This window comes from Armatimonadota bacterium, assembly GCA_023511795.1.
Taxonomy (GTDB): Bacteria; Armatimonadota; UBA5829; order DTJY01; family DTJY01; genus JAIMAU01.
Window position 1 is genome coordinate 1 of sequence record JAIMAU010000022.1, and the last position, 25329, is coordinate 25329.

A 25329-nucleotide genomic window follows, 5' to 3' on the forward strand; every position below is an offset into this window, starting at 1 on the left:
CAATTGGAGAAATAAAAAAAAGAATAAAAATTCCTCTTGTTGCAGATATACATTTTAATTATAAATTAGCACTTGAAGCAATAAAACAAGGTGTTGATGGATTAAGAATAAAACTACCATCTATATTCAACCTCGCCATACCTTTCTCATTTGCAAAGTTGAGCTTTTCAATTGGGGCTAGTAACGTGAGCTTGTCGAAACCTGCGTCAATCTTTTGAACATAGCCTGATATTGAGAAGGTTTTTCCACTAAAGAAGAGGGACTGCCTTCTAATGCTGTTGTTGTCATCTCCTAATGTTAATAGTTGTAAACTAGCGGATGTGGAGCCAAATTCGGTTGTCGCGCGGATATTCCGCCGCCAAATACCAACTTCACGCGCGGCATGCTGTCTGTCCTCATTGGTAACGTTTGCTTGGGTGGCGCCTGGTTCGAACTCCTGTCTTATCTTGAGGGCAATCATTGTTTTATCTTCTTCGGAGATGTCGCCAATTCGAGTGAAGGTCGAATCTGTTTTGCTATCGGTGGCTGAAAGTGAAAATCTTTTAAGTGCAAAGTTAAGCGTGCTAAGTCTGAAGTCGCCATTGTTCCCAGAAATTTTGGTCATTGCAATGGTGTTCCATGCTGAATTTGAAGGCAAACCATTCATTGGTGCGAAGCTAAGTGCGAAATTAGACCGTTTCAAGCCTTTTTCTCTTGCCCACTGGTCTCTTTCAGCTTCAGCTAGATCTTTAAACCGTGTAAACTTTTCGCCTATTTCCTGTATGCTACCAGCAACTTTGACAGTTGGCGATGTAAAAGATATTGATTGCTTGATAATGCTATCTTGTGAATCATCGATGCGATTCCAAGCAAAGTTAGTTGAGCTGTTGTTATTTAGGGCATAGTCTGCTTGGAATCCTAGTCGCTTTAACCCTTTTTCTTTTTCAAGCCTGTTTAGTAATTCATCTGGAGCGGCATGCTGCTGACGAAGTGCAGTGAAACCAGCGAAGTCTGCTCCTACTTCTTGATACATCGGTTTTATTGTGAGGCGTCCTAATTTCCAGTTCGAATTGTGAAGAAGTAGTTTGTCCGATTTTGGCTTCTGAGCTGGAGAGTCGCTTTGATTTTTGCCTAGTAGGTTAAGTGATATCCTGCCCGAATTTTTTGCGGACGAGAAGTAGAGCATATTTGACATAGAACTCTGGTTGCCTAGCTTCGTTTCAATGTTTAGTCCACATGTAAGCAAATCGAAAGCATTTGTTGTCGTTCCACTTGCGCCAGCTTGATATGCGTAGAACACATTCATGTTCGAATTTGAGCCAAGGTTTAATCGAAAGCCTGGAGAACCAAGCAAGGCGCGGTTCTTATCGGCGCTTTCCGAATACCGATAGGTTATACGAACTATCTGATATGTTTTTATGGGCTCCGCAAATGCTATTGTTCCACTAGTGGTGTCGAGATAATAATCTCGATTTCTAGCTTTTAGGTTGCCGTCTACAGTGACTGTTTCGCTGTTAGGAATTATTCCGCAGTGGCTAAGCACGTAGCCTGCCCTTGTCCCATTACCCTTGATTGCATCAGAGGCGAGGATTCCACGCTCGTTAGGTATGCCTGTTGATGGTATGCTTGGTCCAGGTTCGGTTATTCCAGCTAACGAACGCTGAAAACTCAGCAGCGTGGAATCAGTTGCGCTGTTGAGTTGAGATGCTCCTCCGGGTGCCGCGACTGAAAGAAAGACAAAAGCTGAGAGGCATCCGGCCAATATGAACTTTGCCGCTTTCACAAGACATCACCTCGCTTTGGCATTGATTGCCAAGCGCAGGTGGCCCTCCGGATTATAGCTAGTTCTAGAACCGGAAGCCTACCAGCGTTACAGAGTGCTTTTTGTTGTCTATAGGATCAAGCTTTATATTTACTGGTTGCTTGTTTTTAGCTGCAAGTTTCTTACGTAATTGTTCGATTGCCAAGGGATCCTCTTGTACAACCAGCTTTGGTGGGGCGATTTTTGGTTCTTTCACCTCCTCTTGAATCTCAGGTTGTTCGGCTACCACTGTTGCGCCAGAGCTTCCTTCGGTGGCTTCGTTTGGCGTCTGCGCAGCTTCTGAGGATGGAGTAGCCTGCTCTTCCTGAATAGCCACTGCTTCATCAAGTTTTTCGGCCATTGGTTGTTCTGTAACCTTGCGCTCTTTGCCTGATTTAACGTGAGTTTTGCGTGCAATAGTAGCAACACGCCTTGGCTGTTTAAACTTCGGCATGGAGGCAATTATCTTTGGCTTACCGACAGGCTGTTTAGCATTAGTGCTCGGAGTAGGTTGTTTAGCGGAGATTTTAACTGGGGTATGGCGCTTTTCTGAAATTGAGACGATGTGTTGCTGGGGTCGATTTCCACCAAATTGGGAAAATAGAATTCCAACTAGAAGAGCAGCTACAGCAAAACCTGCAGTTGCAAGGCGGGCATACTGAGGAGCGGTCGTAATTTTAGTCCGGAGCCTCTCCAGAATTCCGCGTTTTTGAATTGTTACAGCTTCTATGCGCTCAAGCAGTCCGGCTGGCGGTTCAACTTCTGCGCTTGCTTGAAGCAGTTTGGCCATGCGTCGGAGAACTTCCATCTCCTGGGCACATGAAGAGCACTCTGCCAGATGCTTTTCTATGAATTGAGCATCGTCTTCGCATGCCTCTCCATCTAGGTAGTCGGGCAACATTGGACGCACTTTCTCACAGCTCATTTAAATACCTCCTTTGTTAAACGATGTATCAGTTCTTCAAACACAAAAGAGAGACAAAAGTTACAAGAAAATTTCGTATGAAAATAACTGGTTTTACGTAAGAGGAAAAGCATAGGATGGTGCGTAACTTTTGAATGGAACAGCAAATAAGAGGCAAAATTATGACGAGCAGGGAAAGGGTTAAACGCTGTATTAACTACGAGAATCCAGACAGGTGTCCAATGAGTTTGCCTCCTCCCTATCCTAATGACTTCTGCAGTGTTGGAATCACACCAGATCCTGAATGGAAGCCATGGCGAACGTGGAATTTAGAAGGCGCTAAGCAATGGGAAGATGAGTGGCATAACGTTTGGAAATGTTTGCCAAATACTACCCGAGGCAAGGTGATTGAGGGTGTTATAAAGGATTGGTCGGAGGTGGAGACGTATCAAATGCCGCGCCTTGACCTTCCTCTTCGTTATGTGAAAGCGCGTGAAATATTTGCGGCAAACCCTGATAAATACCATCTTGGGCATCTAAATGGTTTTCCATTTGCAATTATGCGGTATATGCGCAAAATTGAAGTTTTTCTTGCAGATGTGCTCCTCTATCCCGAAGAGGTTAACGCGCTTCAAAGAAGAGTGGTTGATCTATTGAAACGCTGCATGGATCAATGGGCGACTACGGATTGCGATGGAGTAATGTTTGCTGAGGATTGGGGTACTCAAGAACGACTGCTGGTATCGCCTAAGCTGTGGCATGAAATGTTCGAATGGGGTTTTCGGGAACTTGTTGGGCACGCAAATGCGCTCGGTTTGGATGTGTGGATGCATTCATGTGGCTATATAAAAGATATAATTCCTAGTCTTGTGGATATGGGAATTAAAGTTCTCCAGCTCGACCAGCCAACACTATCTGGGCTTGATTTCCTTGCGGAAGTATGTCATGGCAAGACGGCGATTTGGTCGCCTGTAGATATTCAGCGTGATCTTCCGACAGGCGATGAAAACTATATCCGAGCTCGGGCTCGCGAATTGATTGATAAACTTGGCAGTCGGGGTGGAGGCTTTATATGCGGATTCTATGGTGATGTAAAATCATTAGGTGTCAAGCCAGAATGGCAAATGTGGGCTTGCGATGAGTTCGCAAAATATGCTTCTATACCTCGAGACCGCCAATAAATACTCGCTTTACTTCCAGATTCTTATCCATTACGACGAAATCTGCGGCAAGCCCCTCTTCAATCATGCCTCTTTCTGAGGCTATACCGATGGATTCTGCTGGCGTGAGGGACGCCATCTCTACCGCCGCTCTTAGGCCTACATGTTCAGTTGCATTTCGAACTGCTTGGTCGAGCGTTACTGTGCTTCCTGCGATTGTGCCATCCGTTAGTTCTGCTCGTCCTGATTTTACAAAAACAATCTGTCCGCCAAGATCATATTCTCCATCTTGGAGGCCTGCTGCTCTCATCGCATCTGAAACAAGGATTACGCGGCCAGGTCCCTTTGCCTTTACGAGTAATTTTGCTGCACCTGGGTGAACATGAATATTGTCCCAGATTAGCTCGCCAAATATCCTATCGTTAACCATAACACCACCTACAACTCCTGGCTCACGATGATGAAGCCCTTTCATTCCATTAAAGGTATGAGTTGCATTGGTAACACCCATGGCTGCAGCTTTCATTACTTGCTCGTACGTTGCGCCAGAATGACCGACGGATACCCTAATGCCCTTTTTAATAAGATATTCAATCACTTCTTCGGCGCCAGACACTTCGGGAGCAATTGTGACGACACGAATGTAAGCGAGATAATCGCCTAGGAATTGCTCAAATTCCTTTACACTTGGAGGTCGTATGTTTTCAGGTGGTTGGGCGCCTTTGTATTCGATGTTCAGAAAAGGTCCTTCGATATGTGCACCCAAAACTCTGGCACCAGGCACTCCACGGTCAACTGCTTCTTTTATGGCGGCCATTGCACGAACAATTGTAGGCCAAGGCGAAGTTACAATCGTTGGAAGGAACGAAGTCACGCCGTGGCGAGCTAGGTGTGTCGAAATTGAAGAAATCGCTTCGTATGTTCCGTCAGCAACATCAAATCCTGCGCCACCATGGACATGAATATCAATAAAGCCCGGGGCAACCATCTCGTCGGATGCATCAATGCACGAGCGGTCGGTTGGCTTCTCAGCTCCCAATTGAAGAGCTGAAATAATGCCGTCATTAACCTCGATAAGAACGTTTTGCATCTCCTGTGTTGGGGTAATTAGCCACCCACAAAACATACGCCAGCTCGTAGTCTTTGATGCATTCATTTCGTATTTCTCCTGTCTTTGATTATGCAAGTTTGAATTTCAATTCTGATGTTAGTCTTTTTGTATCGAAGCATGGCTTTTCTATCGAAAAGCTAAATCCACGGATTGTGAGCGCGTTCATTACCAATGGTGGTTTCAGGACCATGGCCTGGATAAACCTTCGTATCGTCGTTAAGCAATAAGAGCAGCTCATGAATGGATGCCATCAACTGTTCGAATGAGCAGCCGGGAAAATCACATCTTCCAATACTTCCAGCAAAAAGCGTATCGCCTGTAAATATTATATCGTCGGTATGTAAACAAATGCCTCCAGGTGAGTGCCCTGGTGTGTGGATTACTTTCAAAGGATATCTTCCAATAAAAATTTCATCTCCATCTTTAAGAAGACGGTCGGCTGGTGGACTAACAATATTATCTAGCCCAACTAAAGCTGACAAATTTTTATAAGCATCTGTTAGTGCTGGAGCATCGGCCTCGTGAATCAAGATGGGACAGCCGAATTTTGCCTTTACTGACCCATTGCCACCAATGTGGTCACCATGAGAATGAGTATTAACTATGCCGATAACATTGAGCCCATCCTTTTCAATGGTTGCAATGACTTCTCTGTTTTCCTCTGCAGGGTCTATTATGAGGGCTTGCTTACTGGACTGGTCTGATACAAGGTAGCAGTTTGTATCAAACAATCCCAAGATAAATCTTTTCACCTGAAGGCGCTCGGTCATTACCAGCGCCCTCCTTCGACAAATTTGCGCGCGCGCTCTAGAAATTCTAAGTCGTATGGATGTAGATCGCCTGCATCCTGGCAGATACTGAAGGCTTCTTCTTCGCGGCCAAGGTTATAATATACAGCACCCAGTAGATATTTGTATGCTGGCCTTTCTGGATTAAGTTGGATTGCTCTTTTTAAGGCGATGACTGCTTCTTCGAGCAGTCCTACGCGCGCACAGAGGATTGCAAGCCTGACCACATAATAATCATCGCCGGGAGTCATTTCGACAGCGCGGGCCATTTCCGGGAGGGCTTCATCTATATGGCCTGAATCGGCATAAGCGGCTGCAAGCTCAAAACGGTAGAATCCATCGTCAGGGCAAATCAGTACTGCCTCTTCTAGCTGTCCTATGGCCTCCTTATATTGGCCAGTTTTCATAAGTGCCCCACTTAGTTTGTAGCGGTAGAAGGCATTTCTTGGGTCTAGTTTTATGGCGCGCTCGTATTCTTGTATGGCAGCGTGCCATTTCCCATATCTGGTGTAAATTTCAGCAAGACTAAAGTGCGGCTCGGGGCGATTTGGGTCCTTTTTCACTGCGCGCTTGTATTGGTCAACCGCCTTAACGGATAGCTCAGCGTAAGCATATGCATCGCCCAGATCTGTGCGGTGGAAGGCGTCGTTTTCAATCCGTGCGGCTTTTTTATATCGAGTAATCGCTTGATGAAGATAGCCCTTTGATATATGTGAATCAGCCAAGCGCTTATTTCCATCGGCAGTTTTAGGTTCGCGCTCGGGCGTTAATTCTTCTTGGTCGACTTCCCTGCGTTTTGCACCCATATCGAGTTGAAAAAAATCCTCTAGGCGCATTTCTTCACTCCTCTATCATTGTTCACAATTTAAAAGGCATATAGAAGAATATCACTAATGGTCTTCCGTGTCCAGGAGAAGAGTGACTGGGCCATCATTTTTAATAGTTACCAGCATTTTCGCTCCGAAGACTCCGGTTTCAACTGGAACCCCAAGGGATTGAAGCTTTTCGACATATTCTTGGTATAAGCTATCAGCTTTTTCGGGCGGAGCAGCATTTGTAAAGCTAGGTCTTCTTCCCTTTTTTGCATCGCCATAGAGTGTGAATTGTGATACAACAAGGGCGCTACCACCAACGTCAAGCAGAGATAAATTCATTTTTCCTTCGCCGTCTTCAAAGATTCTGAGATTGGCGGTTTTCTCAGCTAACCAATAGGCGTCCTCAGACGTGTCATTTATACCGACGCCTAAGAGCACTGCTACTCCATGGCCAATTTTTCCGACAGTCCTATTATTAATTTTGACCGATGCCGATTTTACCCGCTGTATTACCGCTCTCATGAATGCTCTCTACCTGTAATGCTGACCCGGCGAACCTCAAGAATATCGCCCAATGTGGCAACGCTATTAATTAATCTGTTCAGGTGGTCAAGGTCATTCACTTCCACAATTAGATCAAAGTATGCAGTTTTGTCTGGTCGCGATGCAATCTTCGCAGATGAGATGTTTGTTTTAGATTCGCTAAATATCGCCGATATGTCGTTTAACAAGCCCACGCGATCAAGTGCTTTGATGAAAAGCCCGGCTTGGAAACGCTCGCCATCTCCATGCGTCCATTCTACTTCTACCATCCTATCGGGTTCCTTTTCGTAATAAATCGCTATGTTTGGGCAGGATTTCCTGTGCAGTGCTACGCCCCTACCCCGCGTTACGTATCCGACGATTTCGTCACCAGGAATTGGTGCACAACATTTCGCTCGTCTTATTGCAACACCATCTACCCCTCCTGCAACTATCCCTAATTTTGCCTCAAGAGGGGGACGCTTTCCTGAGACACTTAGTCTTGGAGCCGGCTGTTGTGTTGCTGTTAACTTATGGATAATGGTCAGAGCCGCAATATGCCCATTGCCAATTGCAGCAAACAAGTCATCTTCGGATTGAAATTTCAGAGATGCTAGTATTTTCTGCAGGTTTTCAGGTTTTAGAAAATCGTCAGGATTCAAACCCTGGCGTTCAATTTCTTTTTCAAGAATTTCTCGGCCTTTTGCTACGTTCTCCGCATGATAAAGTTTGCGATAAAAGGCCTTGATGCGATTTCGCGCAGTAGATGTCCGTACAAAGTTGAGCCAGTCTCGGCTTGGAACGGCGTTGCTTCTCGATATAATTTCAACTATGTCGCCGTTGTTGAATTTGTAATTCAGCGGAACAATTCGTCCGTTAACCTTCGCGCCAACGCAATGATTGCCAAGGTCGCTGTGAATCCGGTATGCAAAATCCACTGGCGTTGACCCAGCTGGCAGGTCAATTACGTCGCCTTTGGGCGTAAAAACGAAAACCTGGTCTGAAAAAAGATCTTCGGTTACAGAGCGGAGGAACTCATCAGCATCTTTTGAGTCGGCTTGCCACTCGAAGAATTGTTGACGTAGCCAAGAAAGCTTTCTTTCGAACTCATCGGCTGGTTTTCCGCCTTCTTTATATTGCCAGTGCGCAGCGATTCCAAATTCCGCTGTTTTGTGCATTTCTTTTGTTCGTATTTGTATTTCGAGTGGTTCGCCTTTTGGCCCAATGACTTTTGTATGAAGAGATTGGTACATGTTTGATTTTGGCTTGCTAATATAGTCATAAAACTTTTCTGGAATTGGCATCCATTGATCATGCACAATGCCCAAAACCTGATAGCACTCGGGAACAGTGTCCACAATTATTCGAATTGCTGTCAGGTCATAGATATCTCTGAAATCGATTTCTTGAGACGCCATTTTTTGGTGTATGCTGTATAGGTGCTTTGGTCGACCTTGAATCTCTGCTTTCAGCCCTTCTCTTTCCAGCCGTGCTCTTATGGTTTCAATCACATTGTTTAGTTCTTGTTCGCGTTCACGTCTGGTTTTCGATACTTTCTCAACGATATCGGCGTAAGCTTTGGGTTCGGCATATTTGAAGGCGAGATCCTCTAATTGCCATTTAATTTGCCATATTCCAAGTCTGTGTGCCAGGGGCGCAAATATTTGTAGGGTTTCGTTGGCTACTTTAAGACGCCGTTCCTCAGGAAGCGCAGACAAGGTACGCATATTATGGAGACGGTCGGCAAGCTTGATTACCATGACACGGAAATCATGTGCCATGGCAAGAAAGATTTTACGAAGATTTTCAGCGCTCCTTCTAACTTCCGAGTGGCGTTTTTTTCCTGATTCACCTTCGGTGCTTCGTGGTTCAAAATCTGCTAGCTTGAGCTTTGTAACGCCATCAACAAGCTGGGCTATTTCTTTGCCAAACTTTTTTTCTATTTCTTCGCGGGTGATATGCCCATCTTCGATGACGTCGTGTAGCAAAGCTGCAGCAATGCTTTTCGCATCCATTTCGAGCTCCGAAAGGATTGCTGCTGTTGCTACGGGATGGTTAATATATGGTTCCCCAGAGAGACGAAATTGGCCCTCATGAGCTTTTTCGGCAAAAGCATAGGCTTTACCAACCAGCTCTATATCTTGCTGAGAAGCATATTTTTTCATTTTCTCAACAATGCTTTGTATTGCCGGCGGACACATTGTCTGGTTGGAAGTCATTTTCTTAGGCCTTTATGTAGATTTAGATGGTTTCGCATCTTTGAGAACAAGTTGAACGACTTTGAAGCCTGCGTATTCATTTATTTGAACATTATAGCACAAATCCACTGTAGCTCCAATTTCAAACAATTGCTCGCTTTCTCCCCATCCGAAAGCAATGCATTCTATTTGTTTTGTTTTTTGTGTGGCTAGTTTGAGTTTTAAATGGTTGCCATTTCCTCCCAGTCGGGTTTTGCTGATAACTCTTACGTCACGGCTCGCAAAAACGGGTTCACGATTGCCGTAGCCGAATGGTTCTAGGAGCTGGAGTTCTGTGGCAAGGTCATATGTTATTTCATCTATTTCTAGTTCGGCATCCACTTCTATCTGAGGAATAAGGTCTGATTGAGTGAGTATATGGTCGGCAACTTCATTTATTGCTTCATCAAAGTCAGAGAGTTTTTCTGCCATTATTGATAGGCCTGCAGCCTTTGCATGGCCGCCGCAGCGCTCAAGAAGTTCGCTGCATTGCATAAGAGCCTTAAAAAGATGAAAAGAGTCTATACTTCGCGCAGAACCAACGCCTTTGTTATTGGCTTCGTCAATGGCTATCAGTACCGCGGGCCTATGAAAAAGATCAACAATTTTACTTGCAACTACTCCGATTATTCCCGGATGCCATCTTTGCGACGATAGAACTAAAACCTTAGCTTTTTCATCAAGACAGCGGCCAGTTATCTGCTCTATTGCCTCCAGGGTTATGCGTTCTTGTTCTCTTTGGCGTTCTCGATTTTGCAATTCGAGCATTTCAGCAAGCTTTTCAGCTTCTGCTTCTTCTTTTGTGAGCAGAAGATTGAGAGCAAGTGAAGCGTCGTCCAAGCGTCCTGCTGCGTTTAGTCTAGGGCATAATATATAGCTAAGCATGTGGCTTGTTATTGGTTTTCCGTGAACGCCAGCAACTTTTAAAAGCGCCTGGATTCCAGGTTTTCCCGATCTTGGAATTTCAGTAATTCCGCACTTTGTGAGCACGCGGTTTTCACCAACAAGAGGTACGATATCAGCTACTGTACCAATTGCTACAAGATCAACAAATCTGCGTCGAAATGCCTCTGTATCATAACCACGACCCTTCACAAGTGCCTCTGCAAATTTAAATGCAACTCCAACACCTGCCAGGTCTTTGAATGGATACTGGCAATCACGCTTTCGAGGGTTTATGAGAGCCAGAGGTTCGGCAATTTTGGGGCCTGGTTCGTGGTGATCTGTAACTATTACATCTATCCCGAGGCGTTTTGCGTATTCTATCTCGTCGATGGCCGAAGTTCCGCAGTCTACGGTGATTATAAGGTTAGCACCTCGACGAGCTGCTTCTTCTATCCCTGACTGTCTGATGTCGTAACCTTCACGCTGTCTATGAGGAATATACCAACTCACATCTGCACGCAAAGCCCTAAGTACACGGACGAGAAGTGCGGTACTTGTGATTCCGTCAACATCATAGTCTCCATGGACCATGATTTTTTCACCTGCGTCTAGGGCCTTTATTGTTCTGGCAACTGCGCGGTCGATTCCATCTAAAAGGCTAGGGTCGTGAAGGTTATCCATGCTGGGGTTTAAAAACTCGCGGGCTTCTCTAGGGGTTCGAATGCCCCTGTTTAATAAAACGCGGCATACTATTCGTGAGGCTGGGACTTGATTGCAGAATTCTTCTTCGATGGCGAGATCTGGCTGGATAATCTTCCAATCTTTTGATTTTTTAGCTTTATTGCCAATCATAAAACTTATCTCACACTTTTTCATTCAACAGAAAACATCATAGCATGCTGGTTTACGTGAAACAACCGATATTCTAGCAAAAATAAAATTAAAAAGCCTACAGATTTTAGAGAAATCTGTAGGCTGGAGTTTGTCCTATTTAGAGCTGAAGTTAGAACCTTCTCTTACGCTTTTTGGTTTTCGTTTTGGTTGCAGTCTGAGCCTTGCGCACCGGACTGACTGTAGCCGCTTCTTCATGACCTTCGCCTTCGGTTTGTTCGGCAAGAGGTTTCAGGTCGAGTGGCTTTGTTGCAGCGCGAGGTTCTTCAGAAGGGACGCCACTAAGAGGCTGCTTGCTTGCAATTCTCTGCCACAGGACGAGAAGTTGACTTGCATTAAAGATGGAGGAATAGGTACCTGTTATTATACCAATCAATAGTGCCACGTTGAAGTGCTTTAAGCTCGGATTGGAGGCACCAAACAATAATAAAGCTATGAGAGTCAACACAACCGTCAATGATGTATTAATTGATCTGGCGAAAGATTGTAGTATGCTCCTATTAACGAGCGAGTCGAATGTTTCCCCTTTCGAGCGGTGGCGTAGATTCTCGCGGATACGGTCAAATATGACGATTGTGTCATGGTTTGAGAATCCAATGACTGTTAGCAATGCCGTCACAAATAGGCTATCAATCTCCCAATGGAAGAAGTGGCCAAATATTGCAAAGAGGCCCACTATAACACCTACGTCATGCAAAAGAGCAATGACTGCGCATATTCCAAATCGGAATCCGTATGCTAATCCCCCAATGGCAAATCGTGCAGAAAGGTATAGGACAATGCCAAGAGAGGCCAATATTATTGCCTTGAAGGCGTTCGCAGTTAATTCGCGGCTAATAGTTGGGCCGACTCGCTCGGTTGCGAGTAGTTCAAATTCGCCAACTCTTTCTTTCAGTCCTTTTTGAAGTGTACGGAATTCTTCCTCGGAGACGTTTTTAGTTCGGATAAAGAATTCCTTTGGATCTTCTTTGGATTTCTGGACCATGCTTCCTCTGAGGCCTAGGTCACTGAGTGCTGCCTCAACAGATGCTCGTTCTACTGGCTGCTTAAACTCAAGTTGCATGAGGCTACCACCGGTGAAGTCAATACCTGGCTTCAGCCCGTGCATGCCGAAGATGAAGAATAATCCCGGCAGAATTACTGCAGCGCTTATGGCATACCAAGTCCACATCCGTCCAACAACATCTACTTGCCGACCTGTCTGTCCTGTCACCCACTGTCTTCTCACACCAAACCATGCAGGATGTTGCGCAAATCCGGTGTTTACGATAAGGTGAAGAATTGTTCGCGTAACTACTATTGCGGTGAACATACTAACAATTACACCGAGGCTAAGGACAATGGCGAATCCTCTGATTGGTCCAGTGCCAAGCCATCCAAGTATTAGACAGGTAATTAGCGTACAGACGTTGGAGTCGAAAATGGAGGTGAATGCTCTTGCAAATCCGGCGTCAATTGCCGCGCGAAGCGTTTTTCCGCTTCGTAACTCTTCTTTCAATCGCTCAAAAATAAGGATATTAGCATCCACGGCCATACCTATTGATATGATGTATGCCGCGATGCCAGGCAGTGTGAGCGTTACAGGTATTATTTTGAACAGTGCAAGAGTGAGGACTGCATATATTCCAAGTGCAATATCTGCAATTACTCCTGGCAATAAATAGTAGCCGAACATAAAGAGAACGACTAGGCCGAGACCTATGATTCCTGCAAGTATGCTTCTATCTACAGAATCTTGACCTAGCGTTGCCTCTACCCTTTGGTGCTGCACTATTTCAAGAGGGACAGGTAATGCGCCAGCATTCAAGAATTCAGCAAGACGTGTGGCTTCCTGAATAGTTCGGAAGCCGCCTTCAATGGTAGCTTTTCCATCAAGAATAGGTACCTTAACGATTGGCGCACTCAAAATCTGGTCGTTCAAGACTATTGCCAAGTACTCGCCTACATTACGCCGCGTAAAATCGGCGAACAACTTCCTGCCTTCTCTATCAAACTCGATGGCTACGTAAACTTCAAATGGAGGCTGAGCCATCTTGTTTGCTTGGGCATTAGGCTTGAGGTTAGCACCAGTGACGATGACTGGGGATTCTGCAAGTACTTTTTCTACTGGTACATTCTTTCCGTCGTGGTCCGTAAAGACATACTTGTCATTTCCCTGATCGTCTTGCTCAATCGTCATTTGGTATTTTCCACGGTGGCGCTTGTCTTGCACCCATCGCAGGTGGCGAAATTCAAGCCTTGCCGTTGACTTAAGTTGTTCTATGGCTTGGTCTACGTTTGGAATGTCGGGAATTTCAACGACCACCTGATCAATACCCTTAGGCTGAATCAGGGGTTCGGATACGCCGAAAGCATCAACGCGGTTGCGAATGACACGCACTATGCCATTTAGGTGCTTATAACTCCATTTTTCACCTTTAGGTAGCTTATCAGTTTCTGCGCGGAGTACGACACGTACTCCACCTGCAAGGTCTAAGCCTTTCTTTAAATGCCAAGGTTTAGTAATTTGCTTGCCGTTTTCCGTTACTGTCACATGTTGCTTTCCAAGAATGAAAGCAGATGCTGCAACCAATACAATAACAAGAGCAAGGATATGTTTATGTCTCAATTTTTCTGTAATCCTCCCTAAGTCACCTTATGGCGCTTTTTGGGGCGCGGGTCTATTAATCATTCGAACCGGGCCATATAACAGGGCAATTATACAGATGTGCCGAGATATTGTCAAATAAAATGATTTTACTTCTTAATTCTTGAAAAATCATAGGTCAATTCCATTAATCACAAGCTTAAACTTACAGCCTAGCACGTCTGCCGCTCTCCGACACATAACCATTCTAAGCACAAAAATTTCGAAGTATTCAGTTACGCTGATTGATGTTGTATCTACCGTTAATTCTAGGCTAATAATTTTGTTTTCTGAATCAACTCGCAAGTATGACTTTTGTACAGCATGGTTTACCCTGTCGTGAATATCGAATGTCTGAGGATTTGGATTTTGCACACGAGAAAAGTGTACATCGGACTTGTCGCCAATGATTACAGCTGCGGTGACTTTGTTTATCGGAAATCCATTATCTTCCTCATGATTGCCAATTGCTCCCATGATAACCGCAATTTCTGCCGGTGGCATTTTGAGGGAATTAAGGATGCTTTCTGCTAGAACTGCTCCCGTTTCTTGGTGATTCTCGCGGTTAATAACATTTCCAATATCGTGGAGATAACCAGCTATTGCGGCTAGTTCTGCTTCGCGTGAGCCATTACCAAGCTGACGAATTATACCTCGTGATACACCTGCAACGATGCCAGCGTGCCGAAAACCATGTTCGGTATAACCTATTGCTGCCATTTGCTCGTTTGCCTTCTCTATATAGGTTCTAACACGCGAGTCACGCTTTACGTCCCGCAGGCAAATTTGCCCCATGTATTAATCACCTTCTGCTGAATAAGTTGCTATGAACTTTCGTCGAAAGTCAAGCACGCGATCATCCTTTATCGCTTCCTGAATTCCTTTTATTATACGTTGGTAAAAGTATAAATTATGATAAGTTGCTAGTCGTGCTGCTAATATCTCGCCTGATTTATATAGATGACGCAGATAAGCCCTTGTATAGTTTCGGCAAGCCCAGCAATCGCACTCAGGGTCAATTGGCAAAAAATCTTGGGCAAACCTAGCATTTTTTATGTTTATTCGTCCATAAGTAGTGTACATTGAGCCGTTTCGTCCTAATCTGGTGGGCAGAACGCAGTCAAACATGTCAATGCCCATTATCACAAAATCAATTATATCTAACGGAGTTCCAACTCCCATTAGATATCTTGGTTTTTCTTCTGGCAAAAGTGGAGCAGTCCACCCTACTATGTCATACATGGCGGCCTTAGGTTCTCCAACAGAGACTCCACCGATGGCATTTCCTGGGAAGTCGAGTGATGAGATAAATTCTGCGCTCCACGACCTAAGGTCGCGATATATGCCACCTTGGACTATGCCGAATAGAGCTTGCCCAGGTGGAGAATTATTCTTGCAGCGAACAGCCCAATCATGAGTTCGCCTGGTTGCTTCTCGAACGTATTCGTATGTGCTAGGATATGGAGGGCATTCGTCGAATGCCATTATGATATCAGCACCGATGGCGCCTTGAATCTCCATTACGTTTTCTGGTGTAAAAAAGTGTTCGGACCCATCAATGTAAGATTTGAAAAGAACTCCTTCTTCTCCAATCCGGCGCAGGTCGCTGAGGCTAAAAACCTGAAAGCCTCCGCTGTCCGTGAGAAGTGTACGATTCCAGCTCATGAAATTGTGCAGACCGCCGGCCCGTCTAATTAGCTCGTGCCCAGGATGAAGATATAAGTGGTATGTGTTCGCCAGGACTATCCCGAAGTCAAGGTCGGCTAATTCCTCCTGGCTCATCGCTTTGACGGTGGCTTGAGTGCCCACGGGCATGAACACAGGAGTTTGGACAGTGCCATGTGGAGTCTGAAGTTTACCCAGTCTGGCTGCTGTTTCAGTGCTTTTATTAATTACGTCAAACCGGAAATCCCCGGAAGCTTTTTTCATTTGAAATCTCAGTATACGTCAGGCTCATAAACGGTGTCAAATCTTTATGTGTTGAGAGTGTATCTTGAAATAGTTCCCCATAGAATCAGGTATCTCATGCAGGCGAATGAGCAATTCAAGCATGGAACAATCCAAATGCGAGGCAATTAATTTGCGATCCTCCCCACCAGCGGATGGGAATGGGGCCGGGGGTTGTTTCCTCCTCCGCGCCGGATAAGCGCCGTTCCATTCGGCTCCCGGTCCCACCCTACCGTTATTATTATGTTCGGCATCTGTTGTTTATTCACAAACTTTGAACAAGGCCACGTAAATCCCAATCTAGAATAACAAAATGCTGTCATGATTTAAAGGCGTTTCGAGTAGCCATATTAATGCCCAGAATTTATACTAGTTTTTTGTTAGATGCTTGACAATTCTTTGGTGGCATGATATCTTATATTTGAAATAACTAAATGAGCAGGTGAGCAATTCGTTGTAACCTGACGTCTTCATCCATAGAAGTACATTGTACTCACCGGTTAATTAATACCTGCACTTGTTATTTGTCAACCTCCCTTATCAGAAAGCCGCCGGATTTACTCGGCGGTTTCTTTATTCTGAACGCATATTACCCTATTTGCACATTAGAATGTTTGAAACTTTGATTTTTAAGGGTAGTATTATGAAAAGTTGCTTGGTTATATGGCGTTAATGAAGCGCAGAGGGGTGGGATTGATGGCTTCTTCCAAGCGTGGCTTTGCCTCGATGGATCCAGAGAAACAAAGGGAAATTGCTAGCAAAGGTGGCAAGGCTGCACATGCGAAGGGCACTGCCCATGAATGGACCAGCCATGAAGCTAGGCAAGCTGGACGCAAGGGTGGACTTATGAGCCATGGTGGCGGGCGTAAGAGTAGCAAATAGTCCGCAAATATTTACATCATAGTTGATGCCACGAGCCCACCGATAAGGAAGGAAGCAACGAATGTTCCAAGCCAGATTGCCACCGCCTCGCCCCATCCTCGCTCCTTAAAGAGAATCATCATTGAGGCAACGCAGGGAACAAATAGAGTCATCACGATAAGCGATACCAAGGTTTGATTATTAGTGAGGGGCATTGATGCAAACCCAGCAGCTCCAAGGTCACGCCTAATCATTCCCATAACTATGGCATTTGCCGCCTCTTTTGGTAGCCCCAACCAGGCAACTGTTAATGGTTCGAGTAGGCGTTGCCATATTTTAAGCAATTTCGTTGCTTCCAATACTCCGACAAGACCCGAACCAATTAGAAACCAAGGGTATGCTTCCAGCAAAAAATGAACTATGCGAATCCATGTTTTTCTTATTAAGTTTTCAATCTTTGGAAGTCTCACTGGTGGAAGGTCTATGATAAGTGGCGACGATTTTCCAGGTAAAAAGTGGTTGAGGATTGTCCCTACTGCAACAAAGCATGCGCCAATTACCATAATGTACACTAGCGTGTGAATTAATCCAATCCTAGCGGCTAGCATAGCTATAACGCCAAGCTGAGCTGAACAAGGAATTGTGAAATTTAGGATTGAGGTTGCAATTGTTTTTTCACGCGTTGTTCCAAGAAGTCGGGTGGTAATCGTTGCCATTGTAATGCAACCAAATCCCAGGATAATTGGAATTATTGCGCGGCCATTTAGTCCAATCCAATTGAGCAATCGGTCAGTTAGCGCCGCCAATCTTGGTAAGTATCCGGTGTCTTCAAGGAATGATAGAACGATATAAAACCCAGCGACCAATGGCAGAAGTAGACCAACCAAATAGGTTATACCTGTTGTCAATATTCCAAAACGTCCAACAAGAATAATCCACGCTGGTGAATTAGCAGGTAAAACATAGCTAATAATCTTTCTGATGGCAGGTTCCCAATATCCCTGCATTACAGTTTTCTCTGTAAATCCGACGAGCTTTTGTGCAATTAGGACACCTATTAACTGGTAAACAAGAAATAAAACAATCATTAAAATTGGAATACCCGTTAAGGGGTTCAGCATTAATCTGCCAAGAACATGGGTAAATCTACGGCTGGGTCCGGTTTCACTAACCACCTGGTCGGCGATATCATTTGCACGAGCCCGTCTCCGAAGGTAAACATCTTCTCGGAGTGAACCTGGTGATAAGCCATGGCGGCTGGATATTACCTCGTCGCCCTCTAATATTAACACCGCTTCTCGCTGAGAACAGTTTAGTTTTCCAGCATGCTTCTGTACAAAAGGATCAGATTTTCCGACACACGCCTTATCTATAGATAGGCGAATTTTGTCGAGCCCTACATGTCTAGTTGCAATTGTCGGAATTACGGGAACGCCAAGGAGTTTAGACATTTTTTCTGTATCAATTTTTATGCCTTGTTCCTTTACCTCATCCATAAAGTTCAAGGCAACAATCATTGGGATGCCCATATCAGCAAGCTGCAGAGTGAGGAATAGGTCTCTTTCTAGATGAAGGGCATTGACGATGTTTATAACGATGTCAGCCTGAAGGATAATATCACGCGCAGTTCGCTCTTCATCATTCCATGAGGAGACGCTATAAATACCAGGAGTGTCAATAATAAGGTTGTTTCCAGAGCGGCCAGTATAGATTTCGATTGTAGTGCCTGGGTAATTTGAGACTTCAGCATACACGCCTGTGAGATAAGCAAAGAAAACCGATTTTCCTACATTTGGATTGCCGACAAGAGCAATTTTTCGCGTTGTGGCTTCTATTCGAGCCCAAGGTGGCATTCTTTGCCGATGTCGCGGTTTTCTCACTACCTCACCTCTATTTGTCGAGCAAGGTCTCTGCCAATTGCAATTTCTTGACGTCTCGACTTCAAAACTACCGGTCCAAACGGGATTTTTTCAATGCATACTACGCGGCTTCCCTCGGCAATCCCCAGCCTAATGAGTTGTGAACGTACGGCATTGGGAACCGAGATAATCTGTACTTCCGAACCAGTTGTTGCTTGATCAAGGGTCATATTTAATTCCTTTACGAATTCGCGCATTCAGAACATAGGCCCATAATTCGAAGTTCATGAGTATGCGCTTTGAACGAATATTGCTCACAAATTTTCTGCTGAAGCTCTTCTATCGTGTTGTCATTAAACTCGAAAGTTCGCCCACAAGCTGTGCAAATCAAATGGTCATGATGACCATGGCCAAGAACGTGCTCGTAATGCCCATGTCTTTCGCCAAAATCGACCTCCCTAAGTAAACCGCTATTGACGAGAAGAGGAAGTGTGCGATATACACTTGCACGTGAGACGCGTTTTCCACGTTTTCGAAGACCAGAAACAATATCATCTGCTTCAAAATGCTGATGGTTTCTGAAAACTTCTTCGAGGATTAGCTTGCGTTCGCGGGTTGTCTTCATTCCCTCTTCTCTTAGGAAATGTCTGAATTTTGCTTCTTCGTCGGTCATTTTTATCTCCAAATTGCAATTGAGACTCAGTCTCAATTGCAATTTTACCATTATTTTTCATGGTTCGTCAATATTTATTTTGCTAAGCCGTTTTATTATTACAATTTAAAGCAAAATTAACGGTTTCTTACCCCATTTTTAATCCACCGCTGCTAATCTATTTTACTGGAAAAAAGGGGCGAGTAACGCAAGTTTGTAAGGCTGGTCGCTTGTGGAGCGGTCTTTCATTGCGAAACTCACTTCATGTGTGATAAAATTTTGAACGACCATATTCGGAGGCATGGGGAACAAAAATTAGAGATGCAATTGTAGACAAATCCCTTGCGTGCTTATTGTTTTTGAAACGTAGAAAGGAAAGATCGCAATGAAGTCTCTTGATGAGCTACATAGAATTCGAGAAAAGGCCCAGCAAGATTTAAGAATTCGAGATAGCAAGCAGAGAGCAAAAGTTATAGTTGCTATGGGGACTTGCGGCATTGCAGCTGGCGCGAAAAGCGTATTAAATGCAATTTTGGACGAACTAGACAAGCGCGGAATCAAAGATGTATTGGTTGTCCAGGCTGGTTGCAAAGGCTTATGTTCGCAGGAACCATTAGTTGATGTTTTTAGAGCCGGCGAGCCGGGAGTTACTTATGGCTACGTAACTCCTGAAAGAGCGCGAACGATTGTTAGTCAGCACCTCGTAAATGGTAACATCGTCGGTGAATGGGTAGTCACAACGACCGAAGCCTAGCAGTTGCTGGGGAAACATTCCTATGGAGGTGTTAATTTGAAATCTACGCAAAAGTCTGCAGAGCGCTTTTCCCACGTAAACCTTGAAGATGTGAAGAGCATCGTCGCAAAGCACGATGCATTTAGAGGCAATCTACTGCCAATACTTCACGAAGTCCAGGCAAAATATGGCTATTTGCCAGAAAGTGCATTAGAAATAATTGCCGATGAACTTTGCATTCCTGTAAGCGAGGTATATGGTACGGCGACATTCTATACGTTGTTTTCCATAGTACCTAAAGGCACGCATGTAATCAGGGTATGCAATAGCGCTCCGTGCCATATTGGAGGGTCAAAAGCCATACTTTCGGCAATCAAGGATGAGCTTGATATTGAACCAGGAGAGGTGACAGAGGATGGTCATTTTTCCCTCGAACTAACAAGCTGTCTCGGTGTCTGTGGTGTTGGCCCAGTTATTATGATTGATGATGATGTTTACGGCAACCTGACACCTGAGAAGATACCGGAGATCCTTGCAAGATACAGGCAGGAGGAAAGCTAAATGCCATTCTACAGATCGCATATTTTAATTTGCAATGCTACTCCATGTGTACTTAAAGGAAGTAGAGCAGTTGAGGCTGCTCTCAAAGAGGAAATACGCTTAAACGGATTGGAAGACGAAATCCGCGTTGTAGAAACAGGTTGCCTCGGCATATCTGAGTGCGGACCAGTAATAGTCATCTATCCTGAGGGCACAATCTATTGCAATTTGACTCCTCAGGATGCAGGGGAAATAGTTAGGGAGCACCTTCTGAACGGCCGAATTGTTAAGAGATTGCTTTATCGCGCTCCAGAGTTGGTTAAGAAAGCCTTTAAAGCACCAGAGATACCCTTTGTAGCACGTCAGCAAAGGATAGTTCTTCGAAATGCTGGCGTTATAAACCCTGAATCAATTGAGGAATATATCGCAAATAATGGCTATGAGGCACTAGGCAAGGCGCTCACCTCAATGTCGCCCGAAAATGTCATAGAAGAAGTAAAGAAATCAAATCTTAGAGGCCGTGGGGGCGCGGCGTTTCCCACAGGAATCAAGTGGGAGGCAACGAGGAATGCAACCGGTCAGCCGAAGACCGTAATCTGCAATGCAGATGAGGGCGAGCCCGGAAACTTCAAAGACCGGCTAATAATGGAAGGCGACCCTCATAGCATAATTGAAGCGATGATAATTGCTGGATATGCTGTTGGTGCTAACAAAGGCTATATTTATGTGAGAGGCGAGTACAAGCAATCTATTGAAAAATTGAACAAGGCTATTGAAGATGCGAAACAAATGAACCTTCTTGGCGAAAACATCTTAAATAGCGGTTTCAATTTCGATATCGAAGTTTTCAAGGGTGCCGGCGCTTATGTTTGTGGAGAGGAAACAGCGCTCATTGAGTCGCTCGAAGGGCGGAGAGGTGAATCAATGGTAAAGCCACCTTATCCGCCGACCCAAGGACTTTGGGGAGCGCCTACGGTTATAAATAACGTTGAGACATTAGCCAATATACCTCAAATTATCTTAAATGGTGCCGATTGGTTTAACAGTATTGGCACGGAAAGAAGCAAAGGTACAAAGATATTCGCGCCGTGTGGCGATGTTCTCCAGCCTGGCGTCATCGAAGTTCCGTTTGGAACTACTATGCGAGAAATTCTTTACGAGATGGCTGGTGGAACTAAGTCTGGCAAGGACATCAAGGCTGTTTTAATTGGTGGGCCGTCAGGCATTTGTGTTGGTAAAGAGAGTCTCGACAGGCGTTTTGCATATGAAGATCTTCCTCCGGGTGCGGGCGCTCTTATTGTAATAGATGAAGACAAGTGCATTGTTGACCTTGTACACAACTGCCTAGAGTTTTTCGTTCATGAATCGTGTGGGCAGTGCATACCATGCCGCGAAGGCACGAAGCGAATGCTTGAAATTGCGAGCAATTGGATTAATGGTGAGGGAAAGCCTGGGGATGTAGAACTAATGCAAGAGCTTGCGAATAACCTAGCTGTTTCATCTAGGTGTGGGCTTGGCCAGTTCGCGGGAACGGCATTCGCAACTAGCTATAAATTGTTTAGCGATGAGTATCTTGCCCATGTAGCTGACCGAGAATGTCCAACCGGCGTATGCACAATGGGCAACGGAAAGGATGGAAAAGATGGGTAAGAAAATAAACATGACAATCAATGGCCAAAAGGTTGTGGCTGAAGAAGGAATGACTATTCTTCAAGCGGCGCAACAAGCGGGTATCTATATTCCTACTCTTTGCTATCATCCAGATTTAAGCGTAGAAGGTGTATGTAGAATCTGCGTTGTGGAAATAGAAGGCCAAAGGTTATTGTGCCCGTCGTGTGCATATCCAGTATCCGATGGTTTGAATGTCAACACACACTCTCCAAAAGTTCGAGAAGCGCGGCGCATGATAGTAGAACTTTTGCTAGCGAACCATCCGCAGGAATGCCTTACTTGTTCGGCAAACCAGAAATGTGAACTCCAGAAGTTTGCGAAAGAACTAGGAATTCAGGAGGTTCGTTTCCAAGGCGAGCGCCATAACCACAAAAAAGACGAATCAAATCCTTCGATAATTAGGAATCCTGAAAAGTGCATTCTCTGCAAGAGATGTGTTCGGGTATGCCATGAAATCCAAACTGTTGGCGCCCTTTTTGCCCACAACCGCGGCTGGCATACTGAAATTGGTCCTCCTTTCAATAAAGAACTAGCAGAGGTCGTTTGTGTTTATTGTGGTCAGTGCATTGACCGATGTCCAACCGGTGCACTGAAGGCCAAGGATCCGGCCCATGAAATTTGGCAAGCCATTGATGATCCTAATAAGTTTGTGATTGTGCAGGTTGCGCCGGCTGTTCGGGCAACAATTGGTGAAGAGTTCGGCATGCCGCCTGGTAGCTTGGTCACTGGCAAAATGGTAACAGCACTGCGCATGCTTGGATACGACAAGGTATTTGATACGGACTTTGCAGCTGACCTAACAATAATGGAGGAAGGCCATGAATTAATCCAGCGGTTGAAGAAAGGCGGAACTCTGCCAATGATTACCTCTTGTAGCCCAGGCTGGATTAAGTTCATTGAACATTTCTATCCCGATCAGCTACCACATCTTTCAACATGCAAATCGCCCCAGCAAATGTTTGGTGCGATAGCAAAGACATATTATGCACAAAAGATAGGCATCGATCCTGCAAAAATGGTTGTGGTTTCAATAATGCCTTGTACTGCAAAGAAATTTGAGGCTGAAAGGCCCGAGATGCATGCGAGTGGGTATAAAGACGTTGACTATGTGCTGACAACTCGTGAAGCAGCTGGAATGATCAAGGAGGCAGGTATAGATCTTCCAAACTTGCCTGATAGTGAGTTTGACGCACCTTTGGGTATATCTACTGGCGCCGGAGTAATTTTTGGAGCAACAGGAGGTGTTATGGAGGCGGCGCTGAGAACTGCATATGAAGTCATCACCGGCAAACCGTTGGAAAATATTGAAATTACGGCCGTTCGCGGAATGGAAGGTGTGCGAGAGGCAACGGTTGATATAGATGGGGTTAAAGTCAAGGCTGCAGTAGCGCACGGCCTAGGGAATGCTAGAAAGCTACTTGAACAAATAAAAGAGGGCAAATCGGACCATCAGTTCATAGAAATAATGGCGTGTCCTGGTGGTTGCCTTGGCGGTGGCGGTCAGCCATTCCCGACATCGCCTGAGATACGGAAAGCTCGGGCAGAGGCAATTTATCTTGCAGACCGCTTAATGCCGATTAGGAAATCTCATGAGAACCCGGCAATTATCGAGCTATACGAGACATTCCTTAAAGAGCCCTTAGGTGAAATGTCGCACAAGCTTCTGCATACTCACTATACTCGAAGGGACAAAAAGTTAGCACCTAAGAGTAAAGAATCTAAGCAGCAGTTAACTCATTCAACATAGCAAAGCGTTTTTTCTGCAGAAGAGGTCAAATTAAATAACTCAAAATGAGCAAAGCCTTGGCAGTGATGTTTGATGGGCGCTTTGGTGATAAGCTGAGGCTTTGCTCACCAAAGAATTCATATTTTAATAAGCTAGAAATTTCATGCTCCGGATGCCAGCGATTTCAAAACAAAGTATTCTCGCCGGGTAAAAGATATGCTTGAAGTAATCGAAAGAAATAAAATAGAGGAAATCCTCAAAGACTCTGCAAGGCCATCGAGACTCGAAATTGAGTCAATATTGGACAAAGCTCGTGCATTGAAGGGTCTTTCTTTATTGGAACTTGCCAGGCTGCTTGCACTTGAAGACCTAGACCTCTTGGAGCAAGTTTTTTTAGCAGCGAGAGAAGTAAAGGAGAAAGTATACGGCAAACGGCTTGTATTTTTTGCACCGCTTTATGTTTCAAATTACTGCGCGAATAACTGTTTGTACTGTGGGTTCAGAAGGGACAATAAGGATCTTGAGCGGCGATGCCTTACGGTTGACGAAGTTCGTGAGGAAGTCAAAATTCTCCTGGCGGAAGGTCATAAGAGATTACTCCTTGTATTTGGAGAGCACCCTCATTACTCGGGAATAGACTACATGGAGGAAGTCATATCTGCTGTATATAGTGTTCATACTCCTGATGGAGAAATTCGCCGGGTAAATGTAAACAGTGCGCCACTTACCGTAGAAGATTTTCGCCGCTTGAAAGCATGTGGAATTGGCACATATCAATTATTTCAAGAAACATACCACCCGAGCATTTACAAATACGTTCACCCATCTGGTCCCAAAGCCAATTATGAGTGGAGGCTTACGGCCATTAACAGGGCTTTTGAAGCGGGGATTGACGACGTAGGCATTGGCGTTCTCTTTGGACTTTATGATTACAAATATGAATGCGTTGCAATGCTAGCTCACATACAGAATTTAGAAGAAAATTTTGGAATCGGGCCGCACACAATTTCAGTACCACGACTTGAACCCGCACTTAATGCTCCTCTTGCAGCCAAGCCGCCCTACCCTGTTACTGACTTCGAATTTCGGAAAATAATCGCTTCCATAAGACTAGCAGTCCCATATACTGGAATTATTCTTACTACCAGAGAACGGCCCGAATTTCGTGATGAACTCTTCGCGTTAGGGGTATCGCAAATTAGCGCTGGGTCTGTAACTTCTCCTGGTGGATACAAGCGGCGACAAAAACATGCTCCAGAGGCTGAGCAATTCGAAATAGGAGATACTAGATCGCTTGAGGAGCTTGTGGCAACAATAATTAAAAAAGGCTATATTCCGAGCTTTTGCACCGCATGCTATCGACTAAAGCGAACTGGCGATAGGTTTATGTCTTTGGCAAAAACGGGCAATATTGGACAAATGTGCCTGCCGAACGCAATCTTATCTTTTGAAGAATACATACTTGATCATGCTACCCCTTTTACTCGTGCTGCAGGTCAAAAAGTTGTAGACAAATCGCTCGAAGAGTTACCGGCAGAGATGCGCACGCGGACACGACGACTCCTTGAAGAACTTCGCTCAGGGAAACGTGATCTTTACGTATAAGGCCACTTTGTTAGCT

The 25329-nt window shown here is 44.8% G+C and carries 21 protein-coding genes and 1 pseudogene; 8 read left to right on the forward strand and 14 right to left on the reverse strand.

The window, feature by feature from the left end:
* A pseudogene (locus K6T99_11855) lies at nt 1-110 on the forward strand (flavodoxin-dependent (E)-4-hydroxy-3-methylbut-2-enyl-diphosphate synthase).
* On the opposite strand, the gene K6T99_11860 reads toward K6T99_11855, so the two are convergent.
* Both K6T99_11860 and K6T99_11865 read right to left on the reverse strand, forming a co-directional pair.
* On the reverse strand, nt 59-1762 hold the full coding sequence (locus K6T99_11860; GenBank protein MCL6520513.1) for a hypothetical protein: 1704 nt from the start codon (nt 1760-1762) through the stop codon (nt 59-61). The pseudogene K6T99_11855 and the gene K6T99_11860 sit on opposite strands and share 52 nt — an antisense overlap.
* A 64-nt stretch (nt 1763-1826) precedes the next feature.
* On the reverse strand, nt 1827-2705 hold the full coding sequence (locus K6T99_11865; protein MCL6520514.1) for a zf-HC2 domain-containing protein: 879 nt from the start codon (nt 2703-2705) through the stop codon (nt 1827-1829).
* A gap of 161 nt (nt 2706-2866) precedes the next feature.
* Here K6T99_11865 and K6T99_11870 point away from each other — a divergent pair, with 161 nt between their 5' ends.
* Entirely contained in the window at nt 2867-3865 is a 999-nt protein-coding gene (locus K6T99_11870) for a hypothetical protein (protein ID MCL6520515.1), read from the forward strand.
* On the opposite strand, the gene nagA is transcribed toward K6T99_11870, so the two are convergent.
* The 9 genes from nagA to tgt all read right to left on the reverse strand — a co-directional run bounded on the left by nagA (nt 3843) and on the right by tgt (nt 15648).
* Complete coding sequence (gene nagA, locus K6T99_11875; GenBank protein MCL6520516.1) at nt 3843-5000, reverse strand: N-acetylglucosamine-6-phosphate deacetylase; 1158 nt, start codon at nt 4998-5000, stop codon at nt 3843-3845. The genes K6T99_11870 and nagA overlap by 23 nt on opposite strands.
* A 92-nt stretch (nt 5001-5092) precedes the next feature.
* Nucleotides 5093-5725: an MBL fold metallo-hydrolase gene (locus K6T99_11880; protein MCL6520517.1), complete on the reverse strand. Its 633-nt coding sequence runs from the start codon at nt 5723-5725 to the stop codon at nt 5093-5095.
* Entirely contained in the window at nt 5725-6579 is an 855-nt protein-coding gene (locus tag K6T99_11885) for a tetratricopeptide repeat protein (protein MCL6520518.1), read from the reverse strand. Before K6T99_11885 ends, K6T99_11880 begins: the two co-directional genes overlap by 1 nt.
* Before the next feature lie 54 nt (nt 6580-6633).
* A complete protein-coding gene (gene dtd, locus K6T99_11890; protein ID MCL6520519.1) occupies nt 6634-7080 on the reverse strand; it encodes a D-tyrosyl-tRNA(Tyr) deacylase in 447 nt (148 codons plus the stop codon).
* Nucleotides 7077-9281 carry a bifunctional (p)ppGpp synthetase/guanosine-3',5'-bis(diphosphate) 3'-pyrophosphohydrolase gene (locus K6T99_11895; GenBank protein ID MCL6520520.1) on the reverse strand — a complete coding sequence of 735 codons (2205 nt, stop codon included), beginning with the start codon at nt 9279-9281 and terminating at the stop codon, nt 7077-7079. Before K6T99_11895 ends, dtd begins: the two co-directional genes overlap by 4 nt.
* A 30-nt stretch (nt 9282-9311) precedes the next feature.
* The gene (gene recJ / locus K6T99_11900; protein ID MCL6520521.1) at nt 9312-11054 is read right to left on the reverse strand and encodes a single-stranded-DNA-specific exonuclease RecJ; all 1743 of its coding nucleotides are present in this window, start codon (nt 11052-11054) and stop codon (nt 9312-9314) included.
* A gap of 151 nt (nt 11055-11205) precedes the next feature.
* Nucleotides 11206-13701 carry a protein translocase subunit SecD gene (secD, locus tag K6T99_11905; GenBank protein MCL6520522.1) on the reverse strand — a complete coding sequence of 832 codons (2496 nt, stop codon included), beginning with the start codon at nt 13699-13701 and terminating at the stop codon, nt 11206-11208.
* 150 nt (nt 13702-13851) lie between these two features.
* The gene (locus K6T99_11910; GenBank protein MCL6520523.1) at nt 13852-14514 is read right to left on the reverse strand and encodes an HD domain-containing protein; all 663 of its coding nucleotides are present in this window, start codon (nt 14512-14514) and stop codon (nt 13852-13854) included.
* A gap of 3 nt (nt 14515-14517) precedes the next feature.
* Complete coding sequence (gene tgt / locus K6T99_11915; GenBank protein MCL6520524.1) at nt 14518-15648, reverse strand: tRNA guanosine(34) transglycosylase Tgt; 1131 nt, start codon at nt 15646-15648, stop codon at nt 14518-14520.
* Between the two features lie 714 nt (nt 15649-16362).
* Between tgt and K6T99_11920 the strand changes: the two genes are divergently transcribed.
* Nucleotides 16363-16548, forward strand: a complete 186-nt coding sequence (locus K6T99_11920) for a KGG domain-containing protein (GenBank protein ID MCL6520525.1) — start codon at nt 16363-16365, stop codon at nt 16546-16548.
* A gap of 11 nt (nt 16549-16559) precedes the next feature.
* On the opposite strand, the gene feoB is transcribed toward K6T99_11920, so the two are convergent.
* Genes feoB through K6T99_11935 form a run of 3 tightly spaced genes read right to left on the reverse strand, consistent with a single transcriptional unit; the run spans nt 16560 to nt 19059 of the window.
* Nucleotides 16560-18380, reverse strand: a complete 1821-nt coding sequence (gene feoB, locus K6T99_11925; protein MCL6520526.1) for a ferrous iron transport protein B — start codon at nt 18378-18380, stop codon at nt 16560-16562.
* Nucleotides 18381-18406: 26 nt separating this feature from the next.
* The gene (locus K6T99_11930; protein ID MCL6520527.1) at nt 18407-18616 is read right to left on the reverse strand and encodes a ferrous iron transport protein A; all 210 of its coding nucleotides are present in this window, start codon (nt 18614-18616) and stop codon (nt 18407-18409) included.
* Nucleotides 18617-18627: 11 nt separating this feature from the next.
* Nucleotides 18628-19059, reverse strand: coding sequence for a transcriptional repressor (locus tag K6T99_11935; GenBank protein ID MCL6520528.1), 432 nt, complete (start codon nt 19057-19059; stop codon nt 18628-18630).
* Between the two features lie 364 nt (nt 19060-19423).
* On the opposite strand from K6T99_11935, the gene K6T99_11940 reads away from it, so the two are divergent.
* From K6T99_11940 to hydG, 5 genes are all read left to right on the forward strand, one after another.
* On the forward strand, nt 19424-19792 hold the full coding sequence (locus K6T99_11940; GenBank protein ID MCL6520529.1) for a (2Fe-2S) ferredoxin domain-containing protein: 369 nt from the start codon (nt 19424-19426) through the stop codon (nt 19790-19792).
* A gap of 36 nt (nt 19793-19828) precedes the next feature.
* Nucleotides 19829-20332 (forward strand): NADH-quinone oxidoreductase subunit NuoE, encoded by a 504-nt coding sequence (nuoE, locus tag K6T99_11945; protein ID MCL6520530.1) that lies wholly within the window; start codon nt 19829-19831, stop codon nt 20330-20332.
* The gene (locus K6T99_11950) at nt 20333-21961 is read left to right on the forward strand and encodes an NAD(P)H-dependent oxidoreductase subunit E (protein MCL6520531.1); all 1629 of its coding nucleotides are present in this window, start codon (nt 20333-20335) and stop codon (nt 21959-21961) included.
* Nucleotides 21954-23729, forward strand: a complete 1776-nt coding sequence (locus K6T99_11955) for a [FeFe] hydrogenase, group A (GenBank protein ID MCL6520532.1) — start codon at nt 21954-21956, stop codon at nt 23727-23729. The genes K6T99_11950 and K6T99_11955 overlap by 8 nt, the downstream gene beginning before the upstream one ends.
* A gap of 195 nt (nt 23730-23924) precedes the next feature.
* Nucleotides 23925-25313, forward strand: coding sequence for a [FeFe] hydrogenase H-cluster radical SAM maturase HydG (hydG, locus tag K6T99_11960; protein MCL6520533.1), 1389 nt, complete (start codon nt 23925-23927; stop codon nt 25311-25313).
* Nucleotides 25314-25329 lie beyond the last annotated feature (16 nt).